The following is a 12776-nucleotide window of genomic DNA, read 5'->3' on the forward strand; positions in this document are numbered from 1 at the left end:
CGATTGCGTTACTTCCCTGGCTTATAGTGCTCATTGATTTCCTCGATCACCTTGCCGCCGCCGTCCTTGACCCACTTGTCGATCGCCGCTTGGAACCCCGCTTCGTCGATATCGCCCATTATGAACTTGTATGTCGCGTCGATAATGATCTGCTGCAGCTGAACGCCCTTCTCGTCTCGAGTCGGCGAGTCGAAGCCCGCCGCCGGATCGTTGATCAGAAGATTGTTGTTATCGGCCATCGCATCGTTCGTTTGCGACTCCAGCTCCGTCGCCTCGTAAGCGGTCAACCCTGCGATCGTCTCCGGTCCCCCGACGCGCAAGCTTAAGAACGGACGCACCTCGCGATCTTTGATCGCGGTTTTCTCCGGCTCGCTGAACACCTTCGCTTGGCCGTCGACGACTTCGTAATGCTCGCCCTCGATGCCATAGCTGATCAAATTGTAGATCTCGGGATTCATGAGGTGGTCGAAGAAAGCCAGCGCCTTCTTTAGTTGCTCTTCGCTCTTTACCGAAGACTTCGGGAACAACACCATGTTTCCGAACCCCGGAACGGACCATACGCCCCATTGTCCCGCAGGCCCCTTGATTCGGTTGACGACGGCCAGCTCGGTCTCCGGCATCGCGGCCGACATGTCCCGCTGATAGCCCGGAGCGGCACAGATGCAGCCGATGTACACGCCCGCCTTGCCGGACTTAAACAACGCTTCGTGATCGGGCTTGCTGGTCACCGGGAAATCGTGATTGATCAACCCTTCGTCCAATAATTTCTTAAAGAATTTCATCGTTTCGACGTATTCCGGAAACATGAATTCCGGACGAAGCTCGCCGCCTTGATCCCCCCAGTTATTGGGCGTGCCGAAATACGAGCTGACGGTCTTGAACGCGCCGTAGACGAGATCGCTCCGATCCGCTAGGCCGATCGTGTCCGCTTGGCCGTCGCCGTCGGGATCTTGTTCCTTGAACGCCTTCATCATGGCGTACAGATCGTCGATCGTCTCCGGCGCCTTCAACCCCAGTTGATCCGCCCAGTCTTTTCGGTAAATGACCCCTTGTCTGGATAAAGGAGTCGCGGAATACACGCCGTACATTTTGCCGTCGACCGCGCTGTTCTTTAACACGGTAGGGTCCAAGTTGCTCAGATAAGGGAATTCCTTGAGATAGGGACCGATTTCCCAAAATTGCCCCGCGCGCAGCGCGCTTTTGAAATTGTTGTAGATCGCGATATTCCCGACGTATACCGCTTGAGGCAAGGCGTCGGTCGCCAGCGCGGATATCACCTTTTCCTCGTAGGACGCGTTCGGCACCCAATTGATTTCCAGCTTCGTATTCGTCTTCTCCTCGAGGACGCGCAGCAATTTGTCGCTCGGCAGTTCGGGCGTATGCAGTACGGTCATGACGCTCAGCTCGAACGGCGCGTCGGCCGAGGACCCGTTCGCCGCCGACGACGCCGGTTCCTCCCCGCCGGCGGACGAGCATGCCGCAGAGACGACAAGCAGCGCAAGGGATACCGCGAACGCGCTCCAACGCCGCCCCCTTCTCCTTCTAATGGTTCCGATCATTCGTTTTTGACCTCCTGTGAACCGAGATAGTGGTCTTGCCCCCTCATCGTAGCGCAGAACTTCGGAGGACGACGATAATCCGGACATTAGAAAACCCGCATGAGATGCGGGTTTCCCGGGGGTACGCGAAGAAATGATTATCCGATTTATTCATGGCGTCGACGTCTTGCGCCGGTACTGCTCGTTGTATTCCGCGATCATCTTATCGCCTCCCTGCGCCCTCCACTCGACGACCGCCTCCCGGAATCCGTCGTCGTCGATTTGCCCCAGCATGTATTGGTAGGCGGCGTCCGCGATCCGTCGCTGTAACCGTCCCCCGAGCTCGTCGAAGGTTCTCGATTCGAGTCCGAGCGTAGGGTCGTCGATAAGCATGTTGTCGTTGTCTTTAATCCGTTCGCCGACCTTGACGGACAACGCGTCGGTCTCGTAAGGAGGCATGGCGTCGATGGTGCTCGGTCCCCCGATCTGGAGTTGGATCAGCGGCTTTACTTCCCGTTCCACGACTTCCGGATCGGCGATCATGTTCGCTTTCCCGTCCGTCTTCTCATAATGCCGCCCCTCGATCCCGTACTGCAGCAGGTGGTAAACCTCAGGGTCCATTAAGGCGTCGTAGAAGGACAACACCCGCTCCAGCTCCGCCTCCGACGAAATCGAAGATTTCGGAAACAGAAAAGCGGCTCCGTACCCAGGAATCGACCATACGCCGGGGCCGTTCGGGCCCTCGATTCGATTCGCGACGTCGACTTCCGCCTTCGGATTCCGCTTTGCGGCTTCGCGATACAGACCGACGGCATCGCTCAACGAGCCGATGTACGCGCCGGCGGTACCGTTAATGAACAGGTCGCGCTGCGCGCTCTTGCTCGTGACGGGAAAGTCCGCGTTCACCGCCCCCCTCTCCCGAAGCGAACGAAAAAAATTCATCGTCTCTATGTAGGCCGGGAACATAAATTCAGGCTCCAGGCCTCCGTCCTTGACGCCCCATTGGTTCGGAACGCCGAAATACGAGGAGACGGTCTTGAACGCCCCGTATACCATGTCGTTGCGTTCGGCTAACCCGATGGTGTTTCTTAGGCCGTCGCCGTCGGGGTCTCGCTCGGCGAAGGCGACGAGCATCTCGAACAGCTCGTCCACGGTCGTCGGCGGTTCCAAGCCGAGGCGATCCAGCCAATCTTTTCGATAGATCACGCCTTGCCGGGAGCGTGGGCGCTCTTGGTACAAGCCGTAAATTTTTCCGTCGACCGCCGCGCTTCGGAGCACGTCTTCGTCAAGGCGCCGCAGGTTTCCGTATTTCTCCAGGTACGGACCGATTTCCCAAAATTCTCCGTGTCGGATCGCGTCCTTAAGCTCCTTGTAGAAGGATTGGCTGCCCGTAGAGACGGCCATCGGCAGGGAGTCGGTCGCCATGGCCGCCTTGAGTTTCTCGTAATAAATCTCTCCCGAAATCCACTTCACGTCCAGCTCCGCGCCGGTCTTCCGTTCGACGAGCTTCATCACCTCGTCGTCGGGCAGCTTCGAAGTATGCAGCACGGCCATGATGCTAATCTCGAACGGCGTTTCCTCGGAAGCGGGGCGTGGCGTCCCGTTTCGTTCGCCGCACGCCGTTGCGAAAAGCATGGCCGCGCTCGCAAGCAAGAGCAACCATCTTTGATGTAAACGCATATGCCTTACGTCCCACCCCTCGACTGAAAAACGAAGACCACGCGAACGCTTGAGGTCGGCATGGTCTTGTCTTTTCCTTATACTAAACGCCGTCGTTCTCCGCAAGGACCGGCTGCGTCAGGACCCACATAAAGTATAACGTTTTGGCCGCCTTCGCGCGCGTCACGATCGTTTTCGGTTCCAGCTCCGTCCCGTTCCCGTTCCACCCCCGAGCGATCCCTTTTTCCGATCGGAGCAAGCCCAGTTCGTACGCGTCCCTTAATTTGCGCGCTACTGCCGGAGACACGAGATGAACGTCGGTCAGCTGGTCGAACGACACCACGGGATAAAACATAACCCCCTTCGCGCCGGAATCCAAATTCGGATCGTACCCCGCATCGTCCGGCGTTAAGGCAGTGCCGTTATAGTCGGTCATGTACTTCGGCTTCGTTACGAATTTCGCATGATACGCGTCGTAGAGGATGGCTCCCATCGTTTCGCGGGACAAATCGCCGTCCGAATACTCCGCGATCTTCGTCGGATTCAACCGCATCGCTTTGCACAGGGCAATAACGAATTCCGAGACGGTCGCGGGACGTTCCGGATGGAAGTTTCCGTCTTCCTCCTTGCTCATGATCCCAAGCTGCAGTAGCTTCTCGATCTGATTTCGGTAATGCGCATGAACCCCCGTCATCGTATCCTTCGCGATTTCCGGATACACCTGCGACCAATCGTTCGAGGCGATCGCTTTCCGAACTTCCGCTTTGAGGTAGGAAGCAACCTCGGCCGCCGAAGAGTCCCCCTCCGCTCCCAGCCTCTCGATCCGCGTGACGACCATCCGGGCGAATTGTTTGGACAATGCCTCTTTATAATGCGTCCCGTCGATTTTATTCGACGGATGCCCGTTCGCGAAACTGCCGTCATTCGACTTGCCGGGCGTTTCCCCCGCTTCGATCGACATGAAGACGGCGGTCGTCGCCTCTATCCCGATCTCGTTGTAGTATTCGACGCTTGCCGAATTCAGATCGATGACCGGAATGGACATTTCATGGCCTGCGCGCTTCATCATCTCGGGGAACTTCCAACGATCTCGTCCGTATGCACGTCTCTGGACGGCATGGTCCCGGTTCGACGCACGAATCCGTACCCTAAAGAGGGGTCGAATAACGGCGCACCGCGCTTCGCGTCGTAAGGGACTAAAACATAACCGTCCTTGGGGGTATTCGTAAAATTGAATGACAACGGCATCGTCACAGCTCCTCCTCCGCTTCGATCGAGGCCAGCAAGAAGGGGGCCATTCCCATCGGCGCATCCGATACGACCTGCTCCGACACATAATACGCGAACGATCCGTTCCGATCGGCGCTAAGCCCCGCTCCGTGACAGATGCCGTGCAAGTGCACGTCTCCGTTCGCGTCGATGTCCGCAAGGCGATTCACGATCCCCTCGTATCCCTTCCGTATCGGCTCGCGAAACGACGGTTCCAAATACCCGAGCCGCAGCCCCTTCGCCATGGCGTAGACGAACATGCAGCTTCCCGACGCTTCGAGATAGTTCCCCTTGCGGTCCCCTTGGTCCAGCACCTGGTACCACAACCCGGATTCCTTATCTTGCACGCGCAGCAACGCCAAACACATCCGGTGGAAAATGCCGACGATCGTGCCCCGCTTCGGATGGTTTACGGGGAAATGCTCCAGACTGTCGGCAAGCGCCATCGCGTACCACCCCATCGCCCGGCTCCAAAAGTGCGAGGACCGTCCGGTCGTCGAATCGGCCCATTCCTGCTCCCGCGACTCGTCCCAGCCGTGATACAACAATCCCGTTCGCGGGTCTCTCGTTTTTCGCTCGATCAGCAGCAGCTGGTGCGCGGCTTCATCCAGCAAATCCGGCCGGTCGAACAAGGCGGCGTATTCCGCCAAGAACGGCGTCGCCATGTACAGGCCGTCGAGCCACATCTGGAACGGATACACCTTCTTATGCCAAAACCCGCCTTCGGACGTTCGAGGATGCCCTTCGAGCTGTGCGGCCAGCCGATTCGCCGCCTCGGCGTACCGCGATTCGCCCGTCTCTCGATATAACGTCAATACATTCTTCCCCTGGTTGATTTGGTCTAAATTGTATTCTTCCAAGCGGTACGTACGGATGCTTCCGTCCGCTTGCACGAAAGCGTCCATATGGCGTTTCATAAAGTCATGATACGCTCGATGATCGAGTCGTTCGCCGGCTTTCGCCATCGCCCGCAGGAGCATGCCGGGGACGTACGCCCACCGTTTCAAAATATATTCGTGATTGCCTTTGTCGTCGCATTGACGCAGAATCGTATCCGCGATCGCACGCGACCATGCCTTCGTCTCAATCGGACCGCTCATCGATCTTCTCCTCCCTGTTCCAAAGCGCTTACTATCCCTCCGCGGCTTGAAGCGAGGAAATCGCCGGCTCCTTGCGCCGACACGGTAATGGCCATCGGAAAAACTCCTTTCGAAACGAATGAGAACTCTATATAATTGGGAAAACGAAACGACAGACGCCCGGGAGAGTGGTTTCCCCGTGAACGACAACGACTTCGCTCTGCCGAAACATTACTTGGCCGAGCGGCGCTTCAGCATCCAACACATGCGGAAAACCGGCGCGACCGCGATGCCGAGGCCGCACAGCCACGACGAGGTGGAGCTGTATTATTTGCTTCACGGCGAGCGACTTTATTTCGTCGACGATCGAATCGTGACCGTGCGCAAGGGAGAGATGATCCTGCTTCCGCCTCGCTTGCCGCACGCGACCGCCAGCTCGCAGCGCGCACAGTTCGAGCGCGTCTTGATCCATTACGATCCGTCGCTCTTGCCTGCGGCGCTGGCGGAACCGGAAAGCGCGCGCCCGTCGTTCCGCTTATATCGCTTCTCCTTGCGCGAACAGCTCGAGATCGAGCGCGTGCTGCGGCGCTTAATGGAAGAGTGCGAACGCGCCGACAAGCATTACGAGACGTTGGCGCTCGCTCTGCTGACCGAGTTAAACGTGCTGTTAAGGCGCGCGCAGCCCGAGACGCAAGCGAATCGGAACGGAAACCCGGTACACGAGAAAATTACGGAAATCGCAACGTTCGTCCGGCAGCGCTACCGCGAAGGCCTTACCTTAGAGGAAACGGCCAAGCGATTCTATATCAGCAGCTCCTACCTTAGCCGGATCTTCCATCGATTCACGGGCTTTCACTTTCGGGAATACCTCATTCACATTCGGATTCGGGAAGCGCAGAAGCTGCTGACGGAGACGCGATGCAGCGTTCAGGAGATCGCCTACGCCGTCGGCTTCGAATATTTGTCTCATTTCAACAAGACGTTCAAGAAGGCGACCGGGTTGACGCCGATGCAATATCGGAAAGCGGCCGTTCAACCCGCGCATTCGTCCGCGCCGGCGTACGATACGTTGCGGCAGTGATCCAGAAGGATCGGTTCGCCCCGCCTGACCGCAAGCCTGACGTTCTTCAACGTCACATCTTGCGCATGCCGCCCGACGATCCCGCGGTCCGTATCCGCCGCGAATCCGTCGACGGTCAGCCCGGTCAACGGCTGCTCCGGCAGGCCGTTGATGAGCAGCGCCGTCGCCGCCCCGCGGCATTCGATATCCTTAAGCGCGATGTTCCGGAAGATCGGCGTCTCTTCCGTTACCGGACGAGGCGCTTCGTCATACCCTTCGGAGCCTTCCTTGCCGGCGTAAAACATATGGAACGATACGGCTTCATGAACGATGTCGGCCATTCGAATGCGTTCCATGACGATATCCTCGACGACGCCGCCCCGCCCTCTTGCGCTCTTGAAGCGAAGACCGATGTCGGTGCCGACGAACGTACAGTCCGACACCCTCACTCGGCGGACGCCGCCGGACATCTCGCTGCCGATCACGACGCCGCCGTGACCGTGATACACGGTGCAGGAGCGAATCGTGACGTATTCGCAAGGAAGCCCCCGCCTTCTGCCTTCCTCATCCTTTCCCGATTTCAGGCAGATCGCGTCGTCGCCGACGTCGAACGTGCAACGTTCCACGCGTGCATGCCTACACGACTCCAGGTCCAACCCGTCGCCGTTCTGGGAATACCACGGATTCCTTACGTTCGTATCCTCCAACGTCACGTGCTCGCAATCGAATAGATGCAGGCACCACGCGGGAGAATTCTGGAACGTCGGTCCCGACACCGATACTCGCTTGCAGGAACGCAAGCTGAGCATCGTCGGCCGAAGATACGCCCTGGCCGGTTCGTACGCTTCGAGATCCCGGACCCCATCCGACCGAAGACGTCGGACGATACGCTCTCCCTCGAGCGCCGCCGGCGACGGCCACCACAGTTCGCCGCATTCGTCCAGGGCGCCGCCGGAAGCCAAGAGCGCGAGCCAAGCTTTCTCCGTCATTTTCCATTTCTTGACGGGCCGCCACGCTTGACCGCCCCCGTCCAGAACGCCGGCGCCTGTAATCGCGACGTCTTGCAGATCTTCTCCGTCGAGAGGCGCCTTGCAGCGAGCGCCCGCCGATCCCTCGTACATGGATGGAATTATCGGGTACAATGCGGGGTCGGGTTCGAATAACACCAAAGCCCCTCCCGTAACGTGAAGGTTGATCCGGCTTCGCAAAGACAGCGGTCCGGTTCGCCATAAGCCGGCCGGCACGACGACCGTCCCCCCTCCCGCCGCCGCGCAAGCGTCGAGGGCTGCCTGAATCGCCGCGGTTTGCGGCGTCATTGCGCCGGCGACCGCACCGTAATCGAGGATGGAATACGTATGCCGAGGAATACGGGGACGTTCCGGCGCGGCGTAGGCGGGCGTAATTTGTTCGCTCATTGTTGCGCTCCCTCGTACTCGAACCAATCGAAATCGGCGACGTTCGCGGAGACGGCGCCGTGCGAAGAGGCATACATCCCCAGATACGCCCCGGTGAATCCGCCCGCGACATCCGTGCTGAGCAGCCTGCCGTCCACGTCTTCCGCCAGCGCTTCCCAAGGCGCTTCCTCATCGATTCGGTAGAAGAAGCTGTACGCTTGCCCCGCCGCTTCGACCTTCAGCTCGATCGACACGCCGTCGTACCGTCGAGACGCGACGTTACGTTCGATACCGCCCCTGCGCTCTATCAATCGCAGCGCATCGACGCTTTCGACTCGTCCGTATTCAAGCCTATAATGGTAGTCCGCGTTCTGAAGAAGCACGATTCCGGCCGCTTCGCCTTCCGCCGCCGGGGAGAACTCGAGCTTGGTCGTCGCCGCGAACGACATATGCTGTTGCCTCCGTCCGACGAAGGACGGATTGGCAAGCGCCGAGACGACATCCGGCTTTAGCTTCAACCGAAGCCAACCGGGCCGTTCTTCCAAGTTCCAGAAGTCGCCGCGCGGCGTACGGAGAAAATTCCATTCGCCTGCGAGTCGCGGCGCGTCGAAATCGTCCCGGCTCGCTCGGGACGGCCACGGCGTCGGCGGCAAATCGGGCGCCTCGCCCTCCGCTTCCACGATCCCCTTGCCCGGGTTGACGACGGGCCAACCGTCCTCCCATTTCATCGGCGTCAGGAACGTCTCGCGGCCCAAATTGCGGAAGTATCCGCCGTAAGGACGGGACCCGAGGCAAACCATCCACCAATCGCCGGTTTGCGTCTCCACCCATTCGCCGTGGCCGACATTCACGATGCCGTAATCTCGACCCAAATGGCGATGCGTAAGGAGCGGGTTCCCTTTATACCCTTCGTACGGTCCTTTGACCGACTCGCTTCTTGCGACCGTAATCGCATGCGTGTGGCCCGTGCCGCCTTCCGCGATCAAGAGGTAATACCATCCTCCGACCTTATAGAGATGCGGACCTTCTTGCGCATGCGCGACCTTAAGCGCGCCTCGCCATAAGCTGATCTTCTCCCCGATGAGACGACCGCTCTCCAGATCGATTTCTTGGAGCCAGATATCCATCTCCTTCGCATATCGCTGCCCCTCGGGCGGAACGCGATTTCCGGTGTAATACGCCTTCCCGTCGTCGTCGAAGAACAAAGACGGATCGATGCCCGGCGCGTCTTCGAGCCATACCGGGTCCGACCAATCGCCCGCGGGATCTTCCGCGGTAACATAGAAATTATGCATATTCTTCTCGTTGTCCACGAACGTGGTGATCATGTAGAACCGTCCGTCATGATAGCGAATCGTAGGCGCCCAGATGCCTCTGGACGGCGCGATGCCGTCCAGATTCAGCTGAGACGGGCGGTCGAGCGCGTGCCCGATCTGGCGCCAATGCACGAGATCGCGGCTGTGGAACAGCGGAACGCCGGGGAAAAATTCGAAGCTCGACGTCGCGAGGTAATAATCCTCTCCGACGCGAATCGCGGAAGGATCCGGGTAGAAGCCCGGTAAGATCGGATTGCGGAACGTTGTCATAGCGAAACCCCCTTGATCAAGTACGATAAGCACTGCCAGTATAGTTCAAGGAAGCGCTAATATCTTGATCGTTTCGTGCTTAATTCCACAATTTTTATACTTTTTTGCACTAATCGGGTTCGTATTTCGGCTTATTATTGATACACTTCCCAGCTTAAGAATTCATACTCCCCTCCCCTAACCGCTCTTTCTCCTAGAATTCCCTTCGTTCAGCCGACCGCCCCCTATCCCTTTGCAGCCCCTACTCTCTTTCGTCGACGCTTCCCCACAAACTCACTTCGTTCAGCCGAAGGATACCTGAGCCAATGGAAATCGGTGACCAAGGAGCCGCGGTACTCTGCTCTTCGCCGGACCGACCAAACGGGCGACAGCCGGTCCCAATGGATGGAACCGGCTGTCCTGGCGATCCTAGTTACCTAGCGGCGGAAGACGCCGACGCCGCGACCTGCAGCGTCCCTTCGAACGTATACTCGCCGGAGCCGATGCGAATGACGGTCGCCCCGGCTTCCTCTCCGCGGTAATTCCACCCGTGGACCGACTCAGAGCTCTGCGCGAGGCAGATCATCCTTCCTTCGTCGCTTCGTGGAACAACGCCAGCTTGGCGTACATGTCTTCCAGCGTAAATCGGGAATCTACGTACCGGTAGACGCGGATCAAGCGCCCGCTTCCTTCGGAAGCATGCTCGTACTTGCCGTCGGCGCGAATGCGCGGCGCGGGCCGCATGTCGTATTCGAAGGCATGATCGTCCAGCAGCAGCGAGACGGCCGGCGAATCGCCGAGCATCCACATCTCGCCCTTCGGCCATGCCGGCTTATCGCCCCACCGCTCGTTGAAGTCGACCAATTGCTCGAACAAGTAACGTCCGAGCTCGCCGTGCGGCCGCACCTTCACGGCCAGCTCCGCCAGACTGACGCGAATCATCGAATATACGTTCTTCGGTACCTGCCAGAGCGGAATGCCGGAGCCGAGGACGACGTTCGCCGCGGCGATATCGTTACCGGCGTTGAATTCCGCCCCGCCGTCCGGGTACGTCCCTCCGCCGATCCATACCGCCGTCAGCCGATCCGCGATGCGCGGCTCCGACAAATACGCCGCGGCGAGATCCGTGAGCGGCCCGAGGAAGACGACGAACAGCGGCCGCGCGTCGTCGTCCCGCATCGCCTCCCGGACGATGAGGTCGGACCCCGGCGAGACGACCGCCCCGCGCTCGTGCTCCATCGCCGCCGGAGCGCCCGGCGTCGCGGCGTATCGCGCGTCCATGCGCATCAGCCGCAGCAGCTTCTCGATCTCGCGGCAGGAGCGCTCCATCGAATCGGCGTCCCTCGCGCCGTAATGGGCGCCGATCAAGCCGCGGATGTCGAACCGCGGCGTCAGCAGCGCATGCGCGATCGCGAATGGATCGTCCGCCTCGTTGGCGGCGTCCGTGTTCACGATCAAACGGAGGCGCTTCGCCTCCGGGACGCGGTAAGGCAGTACCTCGTTCCAATCCAACACGTTCGACTCCTCCTTCGTCTCCCTTACCGCGTCCGAAGACGCGCGATTTCGAAGTCCAGCGTAAAGCCCGCCGCGTCGCCCTTCGCGAACCGAACCTCCGTCCCGCCGAACCGCTGCGTCCAGCGATCGGGCGAGCCGAGGAACGGCTCGATCGCCTCGCGCACCCGCTCGTCGCCGAGGAAATCGTCGGTAACGAGCCATTGCCCGTTCCCGACCCGACCGCTGCTCCGCCACGCCTCCGGCGCCAACCAGCTTGCGATAACGACTAAGGCGCCGTCGTTCGCCTTCCGGCGCATCGCGTTCAGCGTCCCTGTCGACAGCCGCGTCCCGGCCGCAACGATGAGCCGCGGCGAGCCGAGCCGCTTCTCCGAGACGGTCTCGTCGTAGACGAGCACGTTATTAGACGGCAGGAAGAGCGGATGCACGCCTTGGCCGCGTCCCCACTCCCGTCCGCGCTCCAGCGGGAAGTCGCCGATCGGCGTCTCCTTCTTCAGCCGGTGCCGCGGGAAGTCGTAGCCGGGGATATGCATGCAGCTGCCGTGCGCAGGGATCGCGCCGCGGCTGAGCAGGCGCCAGACGTGAAACACGCTCTGCGTCTCGGCCGGCGCCTCGAGGCTCCGGTTCCCGAACAGCCTCGCGTTCTGGCCGTAATTGCTGTCGTCGGCGTGAACGAACGCGATGTCGGCCTCCGCGTCGCGGTGCGACCAGTCGAGCGGGTGGCTCGGCACGAAGCCTCGCGCGAACTCCTCCCATGCGTCGCCGAACGCCGTGCGCCGGAATCGACCGCCGCCTTCGTGCCGCAGCAGGCAGTCGATATTTTCGGCGAACAGATGGGTCGGCCCCATCAGGTACCCCATCCGCAGCGCGGACGCGAACTCTTCCGGAGAGTGGCCCGGGAACCCTGAGGTTCGCGTGAACCAAGGGCCAACGTCCGGCCCCCACAGATCGGCGCAAATCCAGAGGTCCCTGCCGTACTGCTTCGCGGCGCCGAGCGCCGTCGCGAGCTGCAGCGGCTGGAACGACTCCTTCATCACCTTCGGGCAGACGGCCATGCCCCCGCGCGCCTGCACGTGGAACAGCACCGGGAATACCTGCTCGGAGACGAGCGGCGCCGCATCGGCGCGAAGCCCTTCGGCCTCCAGGATGCGCCGCACCGCAAGCGCCCGACTCGCGACCGCCGACGCCACGCGGTCGGACGCTTCCGGTAACGATAGTCCGTCCGTCGCGCCCCAATGCGGCAGGAACGCGTCCTTCCGATATTGCCCCGCGTTGATCTGCAGATGCTCCGGCTCGTCGTAGAGCACGCCCATCAGAATGCCGGCGCTCGCCGCCTCCGCCAGCATCTCGTCCGGCACGTCGTACCGGTTCGTGCCCTCGACGTACGGTCCGTTAATATTGCCGTACTCGTTCCCGAGGCACAGCCGCATCCCGGCACGCGCCAGGTCGCGGATCATCTCCGATTGCCCGGCGAGGCTCGGGATCAGATGATGCACGTAGAACGCCGCGCCCAGCTCCTGCATCGCCCGGACGAACTCGCCGGGCGTCGGCGCCGGGTCCTGCGACGGGTAGACGATGCCCGTACCGGTGCGCATGATCTCATCCGACCGCTCTTTCGCCCATGGATCGTGCCAGGCGACGACGGGCCCTTGCAGTCCGAGCGTCGGCGGAGTCGGCCGCGCGATCGTATCCGTCATTCC

10 protein-coding genes are annotated in these 12776 nt (G+C 60.5%); 1 reads left to right on the forward strand and 9 read right to left on the reverse strand.

Annotation, left to right across the window (positions count from 1 at the left end; genetic code table 11):
- Nucleotides 1-8 precede the first annotated feature (8 nt).
- The 4 genes from RIN49_RS08025 to RIN49_RS08040 all read right to left on the reverse strand — a co-directional run bounded on the left by RIN49_RS08025 (nt 9) and on the right by RIN49_RS08040 (nt 5566).
- Nucleotides 9-1559, reverse strand: a complete 1551-nt coding sequence (locus RIN49_RS08025; RefSeq protein WP_309119652.1) for an extracellular solute-binding protein — start codon at nt 1557-1559, stop codon at nt 9-11.
- Nucleotides 1560-1709: 150 nt separating this feature from the next.
- Complete coding sequence (locus RIN49_RS08030; RefSeq protein WP_309119653.1) at nt 1710-3218, reverse strand: extracellular solute-binding protein; 1509 nt, start codon at nt 3216-3218, stop codon at nt 1710-1712.
- A gap of 82 nt (nt 3219-3300) precedes the next feature.
- Nucleotides 3301-4266, reverse strand: coding sequence for an S-layer homology domain-containing protein (locus RIN49_RS08035; protein ID WP_309119654.1), 966 nt, complete (start codon nt 4264-4266; stop codon nt 3301-3303).
- A gap of 181 nt (nt 4267-4447) precedes the next feature.
- Entirely contained in the window at nt 4448-5566 is a 1119-nt protein-coding gene (locus RIN49_RS08040; RefSeq protein ID WP_309119655.1) for a glycoside hydrolase family 88/105 protein, read from the reverse strand.
- A 178-nt stretch (nt 5567-5744) separates the two neighbouring features.
- Here RIN49_RS08040 and RIN49_RS08045 point away from each other — a divergent pair, with 178 nt between their 5' ends.
- Nucleotides 5745-6626 (forward strand): helix-turn-helix transcriptional regulator, encoded by an 882-nt coding sequence (locus RIN49_RS08045; protein ID WP_309119656.1) that lies wholly within the window; start codon nt 5745-5747, stop codon nt 6624-6626.
- Here the strand turns inward: RIN49_RS08045 and RIN49_RS08050 are convergent.
- From RIN49_RS08050 to RIN49_RS08070, 5 genes are all read right to left on the reverse strand, one after another.
- Entirely contained in the window at nt 6578-8020 is a 1443-nt protein-coding gene (locus RIN49_RS08050) for a glycoside hydrolase family 28 protein (protein ID WP_309119657.1), read from the reverse strand. The genes RIN49_RS08045 and RIN49_RS08050 overlap by 49 nt on opposite strands.
- Entirely contained in the window at nt 8017-9585 is a 1569-nt protein-coding gene (locus RIN49_RS08055; RefSeq protein ID WP_309119658.1) for a glycoside hydrolase family 43 protein, read from the reverse strand. Before RIN49_RS08055 ends, RIN49_RS08050 begins: the two co-directional genes overlap by 4 nt.
- A 412-nt stretch (nt 9586-9997) precedes the next feature.
- Nucleotides 9998-10150: a hypothetical protein gene (locus RIN49_RS08060; RefSeq protein WP_309119659.1), complete on the reverse strand. Its 153-nt coding sequence runs from the start codon at nt 10148-10150 to the stop codon at nt 9998-10000.
- Complete coding sequence (locus RIN49_RS08065) at nt 10147-11079, reverse strand: nucleoside hydrolase (protein WP_309119660.1); 933 nt, start codon at nt 11077-11079, stop codon at nt 10147-10149. The genes RIN49_RS08060 and RIN49_RS08065 overlap by 4 nt, the downstream gene beginning before the upstream one ends.
- Nucleotides 11080-11102: 23 nt before the next feature.
- The gene (locus tag RIN49_RS08070; RefSeq protein WP_309119661.1) at nt 11103-12773 is read right to left on the reverse strand and encodes a hypothetical protein; all 1671 of its coding nucleotides are present in this window, start codon (nt 12771-12773) and stop codon (nt 11103-11105) included.
- Nucleotides 12774-12776 lie beyond the last annotated feature (3 nt).

The sequence above is a fragment of the Paenibacillus sp. genome, assembly GCF_031177825.1.
Classification (GTDB): Bacteria; Bacillota; Bacilli; order Paenibacillales; family YIM-B00363; genus Paenibacillus_AE.

Excerpts from the sequence above, each read along its gene's own strand:
- RIN49_RS08050 (WP_309119657.1), bottom strand. The coding sequence starts at position 8,020 with ATGAGCGAACAAATTACGCCCGCCTACGCCGCGCCGGAACGTCCCCGT.
- RIN49_RS08030 (WP_309119653.1), bottom strand. The coding sequence starts at position 3,218 with ATGCGTTTACATCAAAGATGGTTGCTCTTGCTTGCGAGCGCGGCCATG.
- RIN49_RS08025 (WP_309119652.1), bottom strand. The coding sequence starts at position 1,559 with ATGATCGGAACCATTAGAAGGAGAAGGGGGCGGCGTTGGAGCGCGTTC.
- RIN49_RS08040 (WP_309119655.1), bottom strand. The coding sequence starts at position 5,566 with ATGAGCGGTCCGATTGAGACGAAGGCATGGTCGCGTGCGATCGCGGAT.
- RIN49_RS08070 (WP_309119661.1), bottom strand. The coding sequence starts at position 12,773 with ATGACGGATACGATCGCGCGGCCGACTCCGCCGACGCTCGGACTGCAA.
- RIN49_RS08035 (WP_309119654.1), bottom strand. The coding sequence starts at position 4,266 with ATGATGAAGCGCGCAGGCCATGAAATGTCCATTCCGGTCATCGATCTG.
- RIN49_RS08055 (WP_309119658.1), bottom strand. The coding sequence starts at position 9,585 with ATGACAACGTTCCGCAATCCGATCTTACCGGGCTTCTACCCGGATCCT.
- RIN49_RS08060 (WP_309119659.1), bottom strand. The coding sequence starts at position 10,150 with ATGATCTGCCTCGCGCAGAGCTCTGAGTCGGTCCACGGGTGGAATTAC.